Annotated in this window: 16 protein-coding genes; 15 read left to right on the top strand and 1 reads right to left on the bottom strand. The window is 72.5% G+C overall.

The features are described from left to right. Positions 1–18: 18 nt before the first annotated feature. On the bottom strand, positions 19–1,128 hold the full coding sequence (locus ACWIX6_RS18555; protein ID WP_448613911.1) for an Lrp/AsnC family transcriptional regulator: 1,110 nt from the start codon (positions 1,126–1,128) through the stop codon (positions 19–21). Between the two features lie 265 nt (positions 1,129–1,393). Between ACWIX6_RS18555 and ACWIX6_RS18550 the strand changes: the two genes are divergently transcribed. From ACWIX6_RS18550 to ACWIX6_RS18480, 15 genes are all read left to right on the top strand, one after another. Further along, positions 1,394–3,091 carry an ABC transporter substrate-binding protein gene (locus ACWIX6_RS18550; RefSeq protein WP_448613910.1) on the top strand — a complete coding sequence of 566 codons (1,698 nt, stop codon included), beginning with the start codon at positions 1,394–1,396 and terminating at the stop codon, positions 3,089–3,091. Positions 3,092–3,108: 17 nt separating this feature from the next. Then, a complete protein-coding gene (locus tag ACWIX6_RS18545) occupies positions 3,109–3,849 on the top strand; it encodes an amidohydrolase family protein (protein WP_448613909.1) in 741 nt (246 codons plus the stop codon). After that, the gene (locus ACWIX6_RS18540) at positions 3,846–4,589 is read left to right on the top strand and encodes an amidohydrolase family protein (RefSeq protein WP_448613908.1); all 744 of its coding nucleotides are present in this window, start codon (positions 3,846–3,848) and stop codon (positions 4,587–4,589) included. Before ACWIX6_RS18545 ends, ACWIX6_RS18540 begins: the two co-directional genes overlap by 4 nt. Then, a complete protein-coding gene (locus tag ACWIX6_RS18535; protein ID WP_448613907.1) occupies positions 4,586–5,347 on the top strand; it encodes an SDR family oxidoreductase in 762 nt (253 codons plus the stop codon). Before ACWIX6_RS18540 ends, ACWIX6_RS18535 begins: the two co-directional genes overlap by 4 nt. Next, complete coding sequence (locus ACWIX6_RS18530; protein WP_448613906.1) at positions 5,344–6,099, top strand: SDR family NAD(P)-dependent oxidoreductase; 756 nt, start codon at positions 5,344–5,346, stop codon at positions 6,097–6,099. The genes ACWIX6_RS18535 and ACWIX6_RS18530 overlap by 4 nt, the downstream gene beginning before the upstream one ends. After that, positions 6,096–6,779, top strand: a complete 684-nt coding sequence (locus ACWIX6_RS18525) for a cysteine hydrolase family protein (protein ID WP_448613905.1) — start codon at positions 6,096–6,098, stop codon at positions 6,777–6,779. Before ACWIX6_RS18530 ends, ACWIX6_RS18525 begins: the two co-directional genes overlap by 4 nt. Before the next feature lie 4 nt (positions 6,780–6,783). Further along, a complete protein-coding gene (locus ACWIX6_RS18520; protein WP_448613904.1) occupies positions 6,784–8,064 on the top strand; it encodes an allantoate amidohydrolase in 1,281 nt (426 codons plus the stop codon). A 205-nt stretch (positions 8,065–8,269) separates the two neighbouring features. Continuing rightward, a complete protein-coding gene (locus ACWIX6_RS18515; RefSeq protein ID WP_448613903.1) occupies positions 8,270–10,252 on the top strand; it encodes a helix-turn-helix domain-containing protein in 1,983 nt (660 codons plus the stop codon). A 77-nt stretch (positions 10,253–10,329) separates the two neighbouring features. Continuing rightward, positions 10,330–12,000: a class I adenylate-forming enzyme family protein gene (locus ACWIX6_RS18510; RefSeq protein WP_448613902.1), complete on the top strand. Its 1,671-nt coding sequence runs from the start codon at positions 10,330–10,332 to the stop codon at positions 11,998–12,000. Between the two features lie 43 nt (positions 12,001–12,043). Further along, entirely contained in the window at positions 12,044–13,309 is a 1,266-nt protein-coding gene (locus ACWIX6_RS18505; protein WP_448613901.1) for an urea ABC transporter substrate-binding protein, read from the top strand. A gap of 38 nt (positions 13,310–13,347) precedes the next feature. Further along, the gene (locus ACWIX6_RS18500; protein WP_448613900.1) at positions 13,348–14,214 is read left to right on the top strand and encodes an ABC transporter permease subunit; all 867 of its coding nucleotides are present in this window, start codon (positions 13,348–13,350) and stop codon (positions 14,212–14,214) included. Then, positions 14,211–16,070 carry an ABC transporter permease subunit gene (locus tag ACWIX6_RS18495; protein WP_448613899.1) on the top strand — a complete coding sequence of 620 codons (1,860 nt, stop codon included), beginning with the start codon at positions 14,211–14,213 and terminating at the stop codon, positions 16,068–16,070. Before ACWIX6_RS18500 ends, ACWIX6_RS18495 begins: the two co-directional genes overlap by 4 nt. Next, entirely contained in the window at positions 16,057–16,761 is a 705-nt protein-coding gene (locus ACWIX6_RS18490) for an ABC transporter ATP-binding protein (RefSeq protein ID WP_448613898.1), read from the top strand. The genes ACWIX6_RS18495 and ACWIX6_RS18490 overlap by 14 nt, the downstream gene beginning before the upstream one ends. An 81-nt stretch (positions 16,762–16,842) precedes the next feature. Beyond that, positions 16,843–17,067 (top strand): hypothetical protein, encoded by a 225-nt coding sequence (locus tag ACWIX6_RS18485; protein ID WP_448613897.1) that lies wholly within the window; start codon positions 16,843–16,845, stop codon positions 17,065–17,067. A gap of 5 nt (positions 17,068–17,072) precedes the next feature. Further along, positions 17,073–18,488, top strand: a complete 1,416-nt coding sequence (locus ACWIX6_RS18480) for an amidase (protein ID WP_448613896.1) — start codon at positions 17,073–17,075, stop codon at positions 18,486–18,488. The last annotated feature ends 171 nt before the right edge of the window (positions 18,489–18,659 follow it).

Here is an 18,659-nt window from a genome sequence, read left to right as displayed (position 1 = left end):
CACCGGTTCCGCGGGTCGTCAGGACGGCCCACCTGGGCCCTCGATGGCGGATTCCTTCAGCGGGGTCAGTCCGGGTCCTGGCACCGGCGCCGGGTCCTGTCGGTGCTCGGCCGAGTCCCCCCAGATGGCGATCGGCACCACCCCGACGGCCCGGCCGCGGTGGTCGACCAGACGGCCCATCCGCTTCACGGTCCGCAGCACGATGAGTCGGTCGACCATCCGCAGGTGCGGGAGTTCCCGGGCGAAGGTGAGCTCCAGCCGGTGCACTTCCTCCACGGTGTGCAGCCAGGCGCAGACCAGCAGGCTGGTGGCCGAGGAGACGGTCGCGCACAGCCGCACCTGCCGGAACTGGCTGAGGGCGCGCGCAGTGGCGGGCAGCCCGGTCACCGGCGCGTCCACCCAGAGGTAGACCTGGACCGGTGACCCCGACAGCTCGGCGGCCACGTCGGTGCGCGGCAACAGGATCCGGGCGCCGAGCAACCTGCCGACGTGGCGCCGGACCGTGGTGGGGCTGATCCCGGTGGCGGCGGCCAGGTCCGTCAGCGAGGAACGGCCGTCGACCGACAGCAACCGCGCGATCTGCTGGGTGTCCGGCGTCATGGCGGCGACGTCCGTGCCGGCTGCGCCCGGGTCGGCCGGGGGGCGGGACCGCTCCAGTACCCGCTGAGCGGCCGGGGGCAGCTCCACCATGCGCCACGACGAGCCCTCGGTGTAGATCTTGGTGGCGATCCGGACCCGGGTCCGCAGCACGCTCGCCATGCTCGCGAGGTGGTCCAGCAGGTAGTGGGACATCGTGGTGAGGTCCGCGGCGGCGATGGTGAGCAGGATGTCGGCGCTGCCGGTGGTGATCTCGACGGTCAGCACGAACTCGTGTGCGGCCAGCTCGTTGGCGACCCCGATGAGGGTGGCCGGCGCGCAGTCGATCTCCACGTAGGCGAGGCACTGCTGAGCCCAGCGCGCCATCCCGGGGGCAGCCGTGACCCACGCGGTCCCGTCGCTGCTGATCCGCTTCCACCGTCGCGCGGCGGTGACCCCACTGATCCCGAGGGCCTCACCGACGTCCGACCAGGAGGCCCGGGGCGACACCTGGAGAGCACTGATCAAAGCTTGATCGTCCTCGGTGAGCATGGCGGATTCTTGCAGATCCATGCCCCGGGTGGCGGAAATGTCGAAGACGGCTTGATGGAAAGAATCTCATCCTTACGCTGCCGCCAACCCACGACCGGAGGTGGCCAGTGACGGGTCGGACGGCGCCCCCGGGGCACGGTCAGCCGGCCGTGCCGCTCGGCGGCCTCCTCACGCCCGTGACCGACCCCCGCTCCGACCGGCCGCACCGCCGTCCGGGACCGACCGGCCCCCGACCCCTGGTCCACCCCGATGAACGGAGAAGTCAATGAGCCACGCTGACATGTCGGCCGGACCGGACGCCACGACGTTCGGCGCGTCCTTCCGGGCGCCCCTCAGCCGTCGCGACGTGCTCAAGGCGGGCGGAGCGGGGCTGATCGGGCTGGGCCTGAGCTCCCTGCTGAGTGCCTGCGGCGGCTCCTCCGGCGGCGGCGGGGGCGGCCCGGCCAGCGGCACGAAGACCCTGACGGTCGGCGTGTACCAGGAGCCCGACTCGCTGGACCCGGCCGCCACCGGCCTGGCGATGGTGTCGATGATGATCTCGCACATCTTCGACCCGCTGTTCTGGTGGCTGCCGAACGAGGAGGGGGAGAACGAGTTCTACCCCGGCCTGGCCGAGAGCTACGAGGTCTCCCCGGACGCCACCAGCTACACCTTCAAGCTCCGCCAGGACGTGACCTTCCACGACGGCACCCCCTTCGACGCCAACGCGGTGAAGGCCAACTTCGACCACGTCGTCGACCCGGCCACCAAGTCGCGCAGCGCCATCGGCTCGCTGGGGCCGTACAAGGAGACGGTCGTCGTCGACCAGTACACCGCGCAGGTGGTGTTCAGCGCGCCGAACGCGGCGTTCGAGCGCTCGATGACGACGGTGCTGTTCGGCATGCAGTCACCGGCGGCCATCGAGGAGTACGGCGCCGCCGAGGTGGCCGCGCACCCGACCGGCACCGGCCCGTTCAAGTTCGTCGAGTACGTCAACCAGGACCGGGTCGCCCTCGAGCGCAACGCCGACTACGCCTGGGGCCCGTCGATCTTCGGTGAGGCCGGCCCGGCGACCCTGGAGACGCTGACCTTCAAGATCCTGCTGGACACCAACGCGCGCTACAACGCGCTGCGCGGCGGGCAGATCCAGATGGCGATGAACCTCGACCCGGACACCATCGAGTCGATCAAGGGCTCGGACCAGCTGACCCACTACGACGTGCCGTCCACCGGCCAGCCGTACGGCTACCCGATCAACGTCACCAAGGGCCCGACCGACGACGTCCGGGTGCGCCAGGCGATCCTCTTCGCCGTCGACCAGGACAAGCTCGTCGAGGGCACGTTGCGCGGCGCCTACACCCCGGCCCACAACTTCCTCACGCCCACGACGCCGGGCTACGCGGAGGAGGTCGACTCGATGTACGCCTACGACCCGGAGAAGGCCAAGAGCCTGCTGGAGGAGGCCGGCTGGGTGGCCGGTGCCGACGGCACCCGCAGCAAGGGCGGCCAGCCGCTGACGCTGGACATCCTGATCCAGACCGCCAACGGCTTCGACCTGCCGACCCAGTTCGTGGTCAACGCGCTCAAGGAGGTCGGGTTCACCTCGAACACCACGTCCCAGCCGTTCACGACGGCGGCGGCGTCCTACAACCAGGGCGTGCAGAACCTGTCGGCGATCTTCTACTACGACGTCGACCCCTTCCTGATGAAGGGCCTGGTCTCCAGCGACCAGATCGCCAGCGGCTTCAACTGGGCGCACTACAGCAATCCGGAGATCGACGCCGCGATCACCGCGGCCAACGCCATCGTGGACACCGAGCAGCGGACGGCGGCCTACGAGGCGATCACCACCAGGCTGATGGAGGACGCGATCTTCCTGCCGCTGTGGAACGTCAGCGGCATCTACTCCGGGGTCAACAACCTGCAGGACGTGCACTTCGGCGCGACCGGCTACTCCTACTACCACAAGGCGAGCTTCGCCTGACCCGGGGGACCAGCCAGATGATCTTCGACATGCACATGCACATCGAGAACTCCACGGCGCTGGGATGGCAGATGTCGGCCGCGGACTGCATCCGGGCCATGGACGAGGCCGGGGTCGAGCGGGCCGCGGTCATGACGCTCACCGACCTGCCGGGTCTCAACCCGGCGGGCCTGGAGCTGATCGCCGAGGCGTGCGAGGAGTTCCCCGGGCGGCTCTACGGCTTCCTCCGGCTCAACCCGGCGCTGCTGGAGACGTCGAAGGACCTGCTCACCCGGGCCGTGCAGCAGCTGGGCTTCAAGGGCCTGAAGCTGCACCCGGTCTCGACGCTGCAGCACCCGGGCGGCGCCAACACCATCGAGCTGGTCCGGCACGCCGGGGAGCTCGGGGTGCCCACGCTCTTCCACTGCGGCGACGAGCCGATGACCACGCCGCTGTCGATCGCCCAGACGGCGGCGGCCTGCCCCGACTCCACCATCGTGCTGGGACACATGGGGGGCTACTTCCACGTCGAGGAGGCGATCGACGTGGCGGAGAGCTTCGGCAACATTGTGCTGGAGACCTCCGCCATGCCCTACCCGGATCGCATCAGGACGGCGGTCGACCGGATCGGCGCGGACCGGGTCGTGTTCGGCAGCGACGGGCCGGTCGCCTCGCCGGCCCTGGAGAAGCAGAAGGTGGTGATCGCCGGGCTCGGCGAGCAGGTCGCCGGCCAGGTGCTCGGCGCCAACGCCGACCGGATGCTGGGGCTCACGCCGTGATCGTCGACGGGCTGGTCCACCTCGGGACGTCGCACTTCGGCCACCGGCTGGACGCGGAGACCGCGCTGGCCGGCATGGCGGCGGTGGGCACCGACGTGGCGATCGCCGTCCCGGCGCACCCGAAGGGCGCCGACTTCGGGCCGGCGAACGACGCGGTGACCGAGGCGGCCGCCGCCTCGGGAGGCCGGCTGGTGCCGCTGGCCCGGGTCGACCCGTGGGACGGCGCCGCCGCCGTGGCCGAGGTGCGGCGGGCGGTGGGCAACGGCGCCCGGGGGCTGTACCTGCACCCGGGGGAGGAGCACTTCCGGATCAACGACGACGCGGTCCGCCCGCTGGTGGAGACCGCCGCCGAGCTGGGCGTGCCGGTGGTCGCGGCGGCCGGGTTCCACCTCTACTCCGAGCCGCTGCAGCTCGGCCGGGCCGCGCAGTTCGCGCCGGGCAACCCGTTCGTGCTGACCAACGGCGGCCAGTTCAACATCTCCGGCCTCATGGGGTTCGACGCCGAGCTGGCGCTGGCCAACGACAACGTCGTGGTGCAGACCAGCGGGATGTACCGGCAGGACTTCCTGGAGGGAGTGGTCGCCACGTTCGGGGCCGAGCGGCTGATGTTCGCCAGTGCCGCGCCGCTGATGGACATGTCCTACGAGCGGGAGCGAGTGCAGCTGATGCACCTCGGCGACGCCGACCGCGCGCTGGTGCTCGGTGGCAACGCCCGGCGCGTGTTCGGGCTGGCGGCGTGACCGCCGGGGTGCTGAGCGGCCGCACCGCGCTGGTCACCGGGGCGGCCAGCGGCATCGGCGCGGCCATCGCGGTCGCCTACGCCGAGGCCGGCGCCCGGCTGGCGATCGCCGACCGCGCGCCCGGGCCGGGGCTGGACGAGGTGTCCGCCGCCTGCCAGGCGCTCGGGGCGGAGGTCGTCCAGGTGCACGCCGACGTCTCCGACGAGGCGCAGGTGGAGCGGATGTTCGCCGAGGCACGGGCCCGGCTCGGCCTGGTCGACGTCCTGGTCGCCAACGCCGGCATCCTCACCGAGTCGCACGTGGTCGACATGTCGACGGCGATGTGGGACGAGATGATCGCGGTCAACCTGCGCAGCGTCTTCCTCTGCAACCGGGCCGCGGTGCCGCCGATGGTCGAGTCCGGCTTCGGCCGGATCATCAACACCGCCTCGCAGGTGGGCCAGCGCGGCGGCGCCGGGCTGGCGCACTACGCGGCGGCCAAGGCCGGCGTCATCGGGTTCACCAAGTCCCTGGCCCGGGAGCTCGGCGGCACCGGGGTGACGGCGAACTGCATCGCCCCCGGCCCGATCAACACACCGCTGGGCGGCGAGCTGTCCGAGGAGTGGACCAGCTCGCTGATGGCCGGGCTGCCTCTCAAGCGCTCCGGGGAGCCGGCCGAGGTGGCGCCCACCGCCGTCCTGCTGGCCAGTGCCCCGGGCGGGAACCTCTACACCGGCGCGACGCTCGGTCCCAACAGCGGCGACGTGATGTTCTCGTGAGAGCCGTGCTGGTCACCGGGGGAGCCAGCGGGATCGGGCGCGCGACGGCCCTGCGCGCCGCGGCCGGCGGCGCCGGCGTCGCCGTCGGGACCTTCACCGGCGACCCGTACGACGCCGACGCGGTGGTGGCCGAGGTCGAGGCCGCCGGCGGGAAGGCGTTCGCGGTGGACGCCGACGTGCGCAGCACCGCGGGGATGGCGGCGGCGGTCGCCGCGACGGTCGAGCGGTTCGGCGGGCTGGACGCCGTCGTCGCCAACGCCGGCATCCTCAAGCGCGCGCCGCTGGAGGAGCTCACCGACGAGGACTGGCACCGCATCGTCGACGTCGACCTGACCGGGGTGATGCGCACGGTGCGGGCCGCCGTGCCGGTGCTGCCCGCCGGCGGGGCGGTGGTGGTCGTCTCGAGCATCGCCGGCGCCGCGATCGGCTGGCGGGAGCACACCCCCTACGCCTCGTCCAAGGCCGGCCTGCTCGGGTTCGTCCGCAGCGCGGCGCTGGAGCTCGGGCCGCGCGGCGTGCGGATCAACGCGGTGCTGCCCGGGGTCATCGAGTCACCGCAGTCGCTCGACCCGGTCAACTCCGGCGGCCCCGAGGGCCTGGTCCGATCGGCGCCGAGCATCCCGCTCGGCCGGGTCGGCCAGCCCGATGACGTCGCCGACGTCATCTGGTTCCTGCTCTCCGACGCCGCGCGCTACGTCACCGGCCAGCAGATGACGATCGACGGCGGGCTGACCGCCATCTGGCCGTCGTGATCCTCGTCGAGGGCAAGGAGGTGCTCACCGAGCTCGCCGAGCTGGTGGACCCGCGGCACACCGCGCTCGTGCTGGTCGACATGCAGCGCGACTTCCTGGAGCCCGACGGGGTGTTCGGCCGGCTCGGCGTCGACCTCACGATGTACGAGGACATGCGGCCGCGGCTCGCGGCGCTGCTCGCCGCCGCCCGCCGCGCCGGCGCGCTGGTCGTGCACGTGCAGAACACCACGCTGCCCGGCCGCCGCAGCGACTCCCCGGCGCAGCTGCGGTTCAACCTGCGGATGCACGCCACGGCCCGCGCGGGCGGCCCGCCGCTGCGCTACACCCTGCCCGGGACGGCGGGGCACGAGTTCGTCGCCGAGGTCGCGCCGCTGCCCGACGAGCTCGTGGTGCACAAGCACCGCTCGAGCGCGTTCTGGGGCACCGACCTGCAGCTGCTGCTGCGCAGCAACGGCATCCGCACGGTCGTGGTGGCCGGGTGCACCACCGAGGGGTGCGTGGAGTCGACGGCCCGCGACGCGATGTTCAGCGACCACTACGTCGTCCTCGCCGAGGACTGCGTCGCCAGTGACGACCCCGCCCAGCACGACGCCTCGCTGCTGCTCATGCGGCACCGGTTCGACCTGGCGACCGGCCGGCAGATCGGCGAGGTCTGGAGCGCGCTGCCCGCAGAAGGGTGAGCTCATGACGACGACCGACCCCGGCCCGACGGTCCCCCAGCTCCTCGGCGCGCTGGCCGACACCGGCCGCGACCGGCAGCGGGGCGGGTACTCCCGGCACCTGTTCACCGGCGCCGACACGGCCATGCGCGAGTGGTTCACCGCCGAGGCACTGGCCCGGGGGCTGGACGTCGAGCGCGACCGCAACGGCAACCTGTGGGCGTGGTGGCGGCCGGCGGGCGTCGCGGCGGGGGAGCGCGCCGTCGTCACCGGCTCGCACCTGGACTCGGTGCCCGGTGGCGGTGCCTTCGACGGCGTGCTCGGGGTGGTGTCGGCGCTGCGGGCGGTGGACCTGCTGCGGGCCGCCGGGGTGCAGCCGCGGCGCCCGCTGGCGCTGGTGGTCTGGGCGGAGGAGGAGGGCGGCCGGTTCGGGGTGGCCTGCCTGGGCTCCCGGTTGCTGACCGGCGCCACCGACCCGGACGCGGCCCGGGCGCTGCGCGACCCCGACGGCGTCGTGCTGGCCGAGGCCGCCGCCGGAGCAGGGCTCGACCCGGCCCGCCTGGGCCCCGACCCGGAGCGGCTGGCCGGCATCGAGTGCTTCGTCGAGCTGCACGTCGAGCAGGGCCGGGGGCTCATCGACCTCGGTGAGCCGCTCGCGCTGGGCTCGACCGTGCTGGCGAACGGCCGCTGGCGGATCAGCTTCACGGGGGAGGCCAACCACGCCGGGGCCACCCCGATGGGCGACCGGTCCGACCCGTTGCTGCCCGCGGCGGAGACCGTGCTGGCCGCCCGCCGGGTCGCGGCGGCCGCCGAGCTGCTGCGGGCCACGATCGGCCGGGTGCTCCCGCACCCGGGGGGCACGAACGTCATCTCCGACTCCGTCGACCTCTGGCTGGACGCCCGCGGCCCCGACGAGGCCGCCACCAGCGCGCTGGTCGAGGACATCGGCGCCGCGGCCCGCGCGGCCGCGGCGGCGGAGGGCTGCGGGGTGGAGGTCGTGCAGGAGTCGGTCAACCCCGCGGTGCACCTGGACGCCGGGCTGCGGGACCGGATGCACCGCAGCCTGACGGCGGGGGACACCCTGGCCGGGCTGGGTGCCGGGTCGCTGCCGGTGCTGGTGAGCGGGGCCGGGCACGACGCCGCAGTTGTCGGGGCCGCCCGGCCGGCGCGCGTGGTCCCCACCGGGATGTTGTTCGTGCGCAACCCGACGGGGGTGTCGCACTCGCCGGCCGAGCACGCGGAGGACGTCGACTGCGAGCGTGGCGCCTCGGCGCTCGCGACGGTGCTCACCGACCTGCTCGGCTGACCGGCCGACCGAGGCGGACGCCGCCTGGACCTCGGCTCGACGCCGCGGTCCACGGTCGGGAAGACGGCGCCCGTCGGCTGACGGGGCCGGGTGCCCTCGCCCCGGGTTGGCAGCCCGGCGCCGTCCACCGGGTCGGTCGCGGTGGACGGCGCGGAGCGGCGTCGCCGCAGCTCACCGGCGCGCCCGGACCCGGCATCATGACCCCGTGGGTTCCGTGGCCGAGCAGCTGATGACGCTGCTCCTCGACGACGTCCCCATCGACGTCTTCGAGAAGGCCCTCGCCGACGCGGCGCAGGCAGCCGATGCGCGGGACGAGGTCGGGTCCGCGGAGGTGCGTGGCCAGATCGACGTCGCCATCCGGCTGCGGTCGCTCCTGGAACGGCACAAACGGCGGGCCCGGGAGCTCGCCGCGCTCTACGAGACCGCCGGCGACCTGTCCTCGCTGCGGGACCTGGAGAAGGTCCTGCACGCCATCGTGCGCCGGAGCAGGCAACTCCTCCAGACCGACGTCGCCTACCTGATGCTGATCGACGAGGAGCGCGGCGACACCTACATGCGGGTGACCGACCGGACGGTCAGCCCCCACTTCAACGACATCCGGCTGCCGATGGGCATCGGGCTCGGCGGGCTCGTCGCGCAGACCGCGGCCCCTCAGTGGACGGGCAACTACCTGCAGGACAGCAGGTACCAGCACGCCATCGACGCGATCGTCGACGAGGAGCGGCTCATCGCCATCCTCGGTGTCCCGCTCAAGATCGGCCGGCGGGTGATCGGGGTGCTCTTCGCCGCGGACCGGCATCCCCGTTCGTTCAGTCAGGACGAGGTCCTGCTGCTGTCCTCGCTGGGGGCACATGCGGCCATCGCGATCGAGAACGCGTCGCTGTTCCAGGAGACCCGGGACGCGCTCGCCTCGCTGACCCGGGCCAAGTCCGTGATCGAGGAGCACAACGAGGCGCTGGAGCGCGCGACCGGGATGCACGAGCGGCTCACCAACATCCTGGTGGCCGGCGGCGGCGTCCACGACCTGGCGTGCACGGTGGCCGACGTCCTGGGCGGTGTCCTGATGGTCGTCGACGTCGACGGGAGGGTGGCCGCGCATGCGTGCGCGAGGCCCGGCGGTGCCGCGGTGGCGGGCGGCGGTCCGCACGTCCCCACCGCCGACCGCGCGTCCGCCGACCCCCTCCGCCCGGAGGTCGTCAGCGTCCTGGACGAGGCCAGGTCGTCGTTCCGGTCGGCACGGGCGCCACTGGACGGCGCGGTCGCGCGGGCAGCCCCGGTGATGGCGGGAGGCGACTACCTCGGTTCCCTCGTCTTCGTCGGGCCGGAGCTGGGCGAGGCCGACACCCGGTCACTGGAGCGGGCCGCGACCGTGACGGCACTGCTGCGGCTCAACGAGCGGGCCCGCGACGAGGCCGAGAACCGGGTGCGCGGGGAACTGCTCACCGAGCTGCTCCGCGCCCCGGTCGCGGACATGGAGTCGGTCCGCCGGCGGGCCGAGCTGACCGGGGTCCACCTCGACTGCCCGGTGACGGTGCTGGTCGCGATCACCGGGACGCCGGGCATCGCGCCCCAGGTCCGGGCCGAGGCGACGCACCTGGCCCGGGGAGTGCGCGGCCTGGTCACGACCTACGGGGGCTCGGTCGTGCTGCTGGTCCCCGGTGGTGACGCCGCCGAGATCGCGCAGGTGGCCGCCCGGCGGCTGAACGAGGCGTCACCGACCGCCGTGACGGTGGGCGCGGCCGGTCCGCTGGTCGACCTGGCGGACGTGTCCGGCGCCGAGCGGCAGGCGCGCCGGTGCGCCCGAGCGCTCGTGTCGCTCGGCCGGGAGGGCCAGGGCGGCACCCCGCAGGAGCTCGGCATCTACGGGCTCCTGCTGAGCGAGGCCGACCGCGAGCAGGTGCGGGGTCTCCTCGCCGGGACGCTCGGCGCCCTGGAGCGGTACGACGCGCACCGGGGGACGGCCCTGCTCGACACCGTCGAGCAGTACTTCGAGCACGACGGGAACGCCGCCAGCACGGCCAGCAGCCTGTTCGTGCACGTCAACACCCTGTACCAGCGACTCGACCGGGTCGATGCGGTCCTCGGCCCGACCTGGCGGCAGGGCGACCGCGCCCTGGAGATCCGCCTCGCCCTGCGGCTGCGGCGCCTGGAGCTCGGGGCGAGGAGCCCGGCGACCCGCCCGGTGTGACGGTGCACACCCGAGGCGCCGCCGGTGTGGGACGACGTCCATAGGGTGACGGTGGCCCCGGCCATAACCTCCCCGGTGTGACCCCGCGCACAGCCGTCGACGACTTCCGTCCCGAGTGGGAGAGCTTCGCCGCGTTCTTCCTCTCGCGGACGGACGGCGATGCGCTGTTCCTCGTGGAGCTGGACGGCGAGCGCGGCGCCCGGCACCAGTGGTCGGTGACCGAGTGGGTGGACCGGGTCCTCGCCACCGTCGACTGGTTGCGCGGGCGGGGCGTCGAGGCCGGGGACGTCGTCGCCACCCTCGCCGGCAACACCGCTGACGCGCTCGCCCTCGCCTACGCGTCCTGGGTCCTCGGCGCCTGCTGCGCGCCGCTCAACCCCGGCGACTCGGAGGACCGGCAGGTCTACATCCTCCGTGACTCCTCCGCGGCCCTGCTCGTCCACCGGGACGGTGACCGCGACCTGGCCGAGGCGCTGCGGGCGGCGACCGGCGTGCCGTTGGCCGCCACGGCAGAGCTGCCCGCGGGGACGGGCACGCCGTCGCCGGACGGACGACCCGGCACGGGAGCCGGGTCGTCGTCCGACGCCGGGCTCGAGGTGCCGGCGCTGCGCGTCTACACCAGCGGCACCACCGGTGAGCCCAAGGGCGTCGTGCTCACCGCCGCCAACCTGCTGACCGACTGCGACGCGCTGGCCGCCGGCCTGGACTGGGCGCCGGGCACCCGGGTGATCACCGTGCTGCCCGTCCACCACGTCAACGGCCTGGTCGTCAGCAGCCTCGTCCCCTGGTACGCGAGGCTGTCCACGGTCCTGTGCGACCGGTTCCGCAGCGAGCGGTTCTGGGCCGACGTCGACGCCGAGCGGGCGGACGTCTGCAGTGTGGTGCCGTCCCTGCTGGAGTTCCTGCTCCACTCCGCGGGCACCGCCCCGGCACACTTCCGCGAGTTCGTCTGCGGCGCCGGGCCGCTGATGGTGGAGACCGTGCTGGAGTCCGAGCAACGGCTGGGCGTCCCGGTCCGGCACCTCTACGGGCTCTCCGAGACGACCGCCGTCGTCACGTTGACGCCCCGGCTCCCCGACGAGGAACGCCGGCGCTGGCACCGGGAGTACGGGTTCCCCAGCGTCGGTCCCGCGCTCCCGCACGCCGAGGTCGCCGTCCTGGACGACACCGGCCGGCCGGTGGGGGCCGGCGTCCGCGGAGAGCTCGCCGTCCGCGGGGCGGTGGTGATGCAGGGGTACGCGGGGCAGCCCGAGGCGACGCGGGAGGCGTTCCGGGACGGCTGGTTCCACAGCGGCGACGAGGGCTTCTGGCAGGACGGTCCCGGGGGGCGTCCCTTCTTCTTCATCACCGGCCGGATGAAGGAGCTGCTGATCCGCGGCGGGGTGAACCTCTCGCCCTTCGAGATCGACGCGGTGCTGGTCAGCCACCCCGCGGTCCGCTACGCGCTCGCCATCCCCTTCGAGAACCGCTTCTACGGCGAGGAGGTGGCGGCCTACGTCGTGCCCCAGGCGGAGGTCACCGAGGAGGAGATCCTCGCCCACTGCGCCCGGTACCTCGACTACGCCCGCCGGCCCAAGGTGGTCGTCTTCGGGGACGACGTGCCGTACACCGCCACCGGCAAGGCCAAGCGGCTGGAGCTCAAGAAGCGCCTCGCCGATCGCCTCTCCGACTACCGCGACGTCCAGTTCCGGCGCTCCCGCACGGCCGGCGACGGCGACACCCGTCCGCCGCCACCACCGGGTCGCTGAGTCCCCTCGAACGGCCCTCGACCCCCCTGATGGAAGGACCCCCATGAAGCACATCCCGGCCAGCCGGTCCGTCCGACGCCGCACGGCAGCGCTCGCCTCCGGCGGCGCGGCGCTGATGCTGGTGACCAGCGCCTGTGGCGGCGGCTCGGGAGGCGGTGGGGACGCCGGGGACGGCAGCGGTCCGATCGCCGTGGGCAGCATCCTGGACGAGACGGGGGCGCTGAACATCTACGGCATCGCCATGTCGCACGCCACCGACCTCGCGATCAAGGACATCAACGACAACGGCGGCGTCCTCGGCCGGCAGCTCGAGCTGACCAGCTACGACGCGCAGTCGGACAACGCGAAGTACTCCCAGTACGCCGCGCAGCTCGGCCAGCGCGACCAGGTGTCGGTGATCATGGGCGGGATCACCAGCGCCTCCCGGGAGGCCATCCGGCCGGTGGCCGACCGGCTGGGGATCCCCTACTTCTACAACGAGCAGTACGAGGGCGGGGTCTGCGACAAGAACACGTTCCTCACCGGCGTCGTCCCGTCCCAGCAGCTCGCCGCCCTCGTCCCCTACGCGGTGGAGAACTACGGGAAGAGCGTCTACGTCGTCGCCGCCGACTACAACTTCGGCCGGATCTCGGCCGACTGGGTGACGCAGTACGCCGAGGAGGCCGGTGCCCAGGTCGTCGGCACGGAGTTCATCCCCCTGGAGAGCTCCGACTTCGGCTCGGTCATCAACAACCTGCAGAGCGCGCAGCCCGACGTCGTGGTGTCCCTGCTCGTGGGCGGGAACCACATCGCCTTCTACCGGCAGTTCGCCTCGACCGGGCTCAGCGAGCAGATGCCGATCGTCTCCTCCACGTTCGGGCTCGGCAACGAGCAGGTCGTCCTCTCGCCCGCCGAGGCCAAGGGGATCACCGTCGCCTTCCCGTACGTGCAGGAGGTCGAGAACCCCGCCAACGAGGAGTTCGTCACCGCGTGGCAGGAGGCGTACGGCGACGAGCCCGTCACCGACTCCGCGGTCGCCGTGTGGAACGGCTGGCACCTCTGGGCCGAAGCGGTCACCCAGGCCGACAGCCTCGAGCCGGAGGCGGTGACGGAGGCGATGGAGTCCGGGGTGAGCATCGACTCGCCCAGCGGCACGGTGACGATGGACGGCCCGTCCCACCACGTGACCCAGAACGTGAGCATCGCGCAGACCAACGACCAGAACGGCTTCACGGTCGTGGAGACGACCGAGGCGGTGCCCCCGTCCTACGAGCAGGAGGTCTGCGACCTGGTGGAGAACCCGGACACCAACGAGCAGTTCACGCCGTGACGCGGCCCTGCGGGCCCGGCGCGGGTGGGAGGTAGGGGATGCAACCCGACCGCCTGGCCACTCTGGCCCTCTCACTGCTCACCAGCGTGTCCCTGCTCGTCATCATCTCCATCGGGCTCGCCGTGATCTTCGGGATGATGGGCGTGATCAACCTCGCGCACGGCGAGTTCCTGATGCTGGGGGCGTTCTTCACCCTGAGCGGTCAACGGGCCGGGCTCAACGTGTGGCTCGCCATGCTGCTCGCGGCCCTGGCCGTCGGGGTCGTCGGCCTGCTCGTCGAGCGGCTCCTCATCCAGTTCCTCTACGGCCGGCTGGCCGCGACCATGCTGGCCACCTGGGGACTGAGCCTGATCCTCGTCCAGGTCGTCGTCCTGGCCTACGGGCCGGCGACCCAGGGGATCCCGACGCCGATGGGCAGCGTGCAGATCGGGCGGTACTCCGTCTCGCAGTACAACCTGATGCTCGTCGTCGCCGCGGTGGTCCTGCTCGGCGTGGTGTTCTGGGTGTTCACCCGGACCCGGTACGGCACCATGGCGAGGGCCGCCACCCAGCTGCCCAAGATGGCGTCGGCGATCGGCATCAACGCCAAACGGCTCAACATGCTCACGTTCGCCTTCGGTGCGGCGCTGGCCGGAGCCGGGGGCGCACTGCTGGCGCCGGTCGCGGGCGTCGTCCCCACCATGGGGCAGGCCTATGTCGGGCGCGCCTTCATGACGGTCGTCGTCGGGGGCCCCGGGGTCCTGACGGGTACGGCGTCCTCGGCCGGACTGCTCGGGAGCGTCGACTCGATCGTGTCGAACCTGACCACCTCGTTCCTGGGGACGGCGATGCTGCTCGTCGTCGCGATCGTGCTGCTGCGGGTGCTGCCGACCGGGATCTCCGGTCGGTTCCGGAGCCAGCTGTGAGCGGCACGACCGGCGCGACCGTGGACGACGAGCCCCGGCGGTCGCCGCTGGCGCGGGTGCTGGGCATGCCCCGGGAGATCCCCCTGGGCGCGGTGCTCCTGGCGGTCGGCGCCCTGGTGGCGTTCTCGGTGCCCGACTTCCGGGCGCAGGAGTGGTCCCTGTGGGTCATCTACGGGCTGCTGGCGCTCAGCTTCACGTTCGTCTGGGGTCACGGCGGCATCTTCAGCTTCGGCCAGGCCGCCTTCTTCGGGATCGGCGCCTACGCCTACAGCATCGCCGGGATCAACTTCTCGCTGCAGACCGGCGAGACGCTGAGCGCGCTGGCGATCGCAGCCGTCGTGGCGGCGATGGTCGCGGCGCTGCTCGGCTACTTCATCTTCTACGGCAACGTGGGCGACGTGTACGTCGCGATCATCACGCTGGCCGTGACGCTCGTCCTGCTCACCTTCATGTCCAGCACCGCTGACCCGAGCTACCACATCGGGGACGCGCTGCTCGGCGGCTACAACGGCATGATCGGCGTCCCGCCGGTGCTCGTCGGGGACGTGTTCCTCGACCCCCGGACGCTGTTCATGCTGTGCATCGCCCTGGCGGTGGTCATCGCCCTGGGCCTCCGGGTGCTGCTGCGCCGGCCGTTCGGCCGGGTGCTGGCCGGGGTCCGGGAGAACGAGCTGCGCACCCAGCTGCTGGGGTACGACGTCCGCCGCTACAAGCTCGCGGCCTTCGCCCTCGGTGGCGCGATCGCCGGACTGGCGGGTGGCCTGTACGCGGCCTGGGGGATGTTCATCAACCCGGTGGTCTTCGGCCTCCAGCAGGCGGCCCTGGTCGCCATCTGGGTGCTCGTCGGCGGCAAGGACTCGCTGATCGGCGCGTTCGTGGGAGTCGCGATCGTGCAGGGGCTGTCCTCGGCGCTCGGTGGCGGCGGAGGTGAGCTGACGCCCATCGTCCTCGGGCTGGTCCTGATCGTCGTCGTCCTGCTCCTGCCGGCCGGTGTCGTGCCCAGCGCGACGCGCCTGGTGCAGCGGGCGTTCCCGCGGCTGCGCCGGACCCCAGCCGCACCACGGACGTCGGTGACCGCCGCCCAGGCCCAGGACGTCCTGGGCAGCCGGCGCAGCGGGTCGGAGCTGAAGTCGCTGGTCGCGACCGGCCTCGAGAAGCGGTTCGGCGGCGTCCGCGCCCTGCGTGGTGTCTCCGTCGACTTCCCGGCCGGCAGCGTGCAGTGCCTCATCGGGCCGAACGGCGCCGGCAAGAGCACCTGCTTCAACCTGCTCGTCGGCCGGTACCCGCCCACCGCCGGAGAGGTGCGGCTCGGGGACAGGACCATCACCAAGCTGCGGCCCGACGCCCGGGCGAGGCTGGGGATGGGCATCAAGCTGCAGGTCCCCAGCTACTACGGCCCGCTCACCGCCTTCGAGAACGTCTGGCTCGCCGGCTACGCCCGCTCCCGGGACGTCCGCGCCGCCGACGAGCGCGCAGCGGCGATCCTGGCCTGGCTGGGCATGACCTCCCGGGCAGCCGTCCCGGCCAGCGAGATGTCGCACGGGGAGCACCAGTGGCTCGAGATCGGCATGGTCGTCGCCGGTGAGCCCGTCGTCATGCTGCTGGACGAGCCGACGGCCGGCATGACCCGGGAGGAGACCATGCGCACCGTCGAGCTGATCCGCGCCGTCGCCGAGCACGCGACGGTCATCGTCGTCGAGCACGACATGGAGTTCGTCCGCGTCCTGGACGCACCGGTCACGATGTTCCACGAGGGCAGCGTCTTCGCCCGCGGAAGCATCGAGGAGCTGCGCAGCGACGAGCGTGTGCTCGACATCTACCTGGGAAGGGCGGTGACCGCCGGTGCTGCGGATTGAGGAGGGGCGGGCCGGTTACGGCCGCACCCCGATCCTGGAGTCGCTCAGCCTGCGGGTCGAGCAGGGGGAGCGCGTCGCCGTCCTCGGCCGCAACGGCGTAGGCAAGACGACGCTGCTGCGGGCGTTGATCGGCGAGCTGCCGTTGATGTCCGGCCGGGTGTGGCTGGGGGACGACGAGATCACCAAGCTGCCGCCCTACGAACGGGCCCGCCGCGGCATCGCCTACGTCCCGCAGGGCCGCGACATCTTCCCCGGGCTCAGTGTGCTGGACAACCTCCGGGTCGCCGCGTACGGCGTGCGGGAGAAGGACTGGCGGTCGACCCTGGACGGCGTCCTGGAGCAGTTCCCGGTGCTGGCGGAGAAGTCGGCGCTGCCGGGAGGTGGGCTGAGCGGTGGGCAGCAGCAGATCCTGGCGCTGGGCCGGGCGCTGATGACCCGTCCCACGGTGCTCCTCCTCGACGAGCCGAGCGAGGGGATCCAGCCCTCGATCGTGGACCAGATCGCCGGCCACGTCCGGCGGGTCAACGAGGAGCAGGGCATCACCGTCGTCCTCGTCGAACAGAACCTCGAGTTCGCCGCCAAGATCGCCCAGCACGCCCACCTGATGGACAAGGGACGCATCGTCCGGGACCTGCCGGCCCACGACGTGCTGGCCGACCGCGACCTGCAGCACGAGTACCTGGGCGTCTGACCCGACGAGGTCAGCGCCGGACGTTCCCGCCGGGCACCCCAGCCGGCGACCCAGGCACGACGGAGGAGGAAGGAGCCGACGATGCAGGCACGAGGACCGGTGGACGACGAGGGCGTCCGGGCACTGGCGAAGGCGGCCGGGCTGCCCATCCCCGACGAGCGGCTGCCGCTCGTGGCCGCGCAACTGGGCGAGTGGCTCGCGGCCGCCAACGACCTGAACCACAAGATGAGTGCGCTGGAGCACCTGACGGTCACGCCCATCACCGTCTTCTCCGCCCCGGCCGCCGCCAACGAGATCGCGGAGTAGGACCCATGGCCGACACGGCACTGCTCGACCTGTCGCTCACCGAGGCGTCCGGCCTGGTGCGGACCAAGGAGGTGTCGCCGGTCGAGCTGGTGGACGCCTGCCTGACCCGGATCGACGCCGTCGACGACGACCTGCGTGCCTACATCGCGGTGTACGCCGACCAGGCCCGCCAGGTGGCCAAGGCCGCTGAGGCGATGCTCATGGCGGGGCACCGGCTGGGGGCCCTGCACGGTCTGCCGATCGCCCTCAAGGACAACATCGGGCTGGGTGGTCAGGTCACCACCGCGGGGAGCAAGATCCTCGAGGACTGGCGACCGGAGGAGGACGCGACGGTCGCCGAACGGCTCAAGGGCGCCGGCGCCGTCATCGTGGGCAAGACCAACATGCACGAGTTCGCCTGGGGCGGCACGTCGGCCAACCCGCACTACGGGTTCGTGCGGAACCCCTGGAACGTCGAGCGGTTCCCCGCCGGCTCGAGCGGTGGATCCGGTGCGGCCGTCGCCGCCCGGACGTGCTTCGGCGCCCTCGGCACGGACACCGGCGGGTCGATCCGGCTGCCGTCCGCCGTCAACGGGATCGCGGGGATCCGGCCGACGATCGGCCGGGTGAGCAACGCGGGCGTCATCCCCCTGGCGTGGAGCATGGACACCGTCGGCCCGATGGCCCGGACCGTCGAGGACTGCGCCGTCATGTTCAACGCGATCGCCGGTCACGACCCCAAGGACACGGGCACGGCGAACGTCCCGGTGGTCGACTACACCAGCGACCTGGGCCGCGGGGTCCGGGGACTGCGGGTGGGCGTGATCCCCGACTACTTCTTCCACCACCTGCAGGCACCCGTGCACGAGGCCGTGACGGCCGCCCTGGACACCCTCACGGGGCTGGGCGCCACGCTGATCGAGGTGACCGCCGAGCACATCCACGGCAACATCTCCGCCCAGCTCACCGTGGAGTCCTGCGAGCCGAGCACCTACCACCAGCGCTGGCTGCGCGAGCGCCCGGAGGACTACGGGGAGGACGTCCGGCTGCTGCTGGAGCTGGGCGAGCTGCACCTGGCCACGCACTACATCCAGGCGCAGCGCTACCGCTCGGTGCTCCGCGCGGAGTTCATGGACGCCTTCAAGTCCGTCGACGTCTTCGTCTGCCCGACGCTGCCGTTCACCGCGACGCGCATCGGGGAGACGCTCGTCGAGATCGAGACGGGCCTCGAGGAGGACATGCTGGCCGCGATCATGCAGTTCACCGGCGTCCCGTCGCTCACCGGGCTGCCGTCGCTCGCCGTCCCCTGCGGGTTCGACCCGGACGGCCTGCCGATCGGCATGCAGGTCATTGGTCGCCCGTTCGACGAGAGCACGCTGTTCCGGGTGGGTGCCGCGTTCCAGGGCGCGACCGACTTCCACCAGCGGGCACCGAGCCTGTGACCAGCCGGCGCGGACGCGGATGACCGCCGACTTCCGAGCACCGAGGTGGTGACGCCAGGTCACCGGGAGTGACAAAGCGTCGCGCAATCGCCTCGGCGTTCACCCGATCAGGTGAACCGGGCGCCGATGACGTCACGGTTCGTCCACAAGGGCTCGGCAGGACCCCCTGCA

This window comes from Modestobacter sp. URMC 112 (assembly GCF_053502575.1).
The sequence above is the reverse complement of the archived record's forward strand: the minus strand, read 5'-3'. Positions and strand labels throughout refer to the sequence as shown.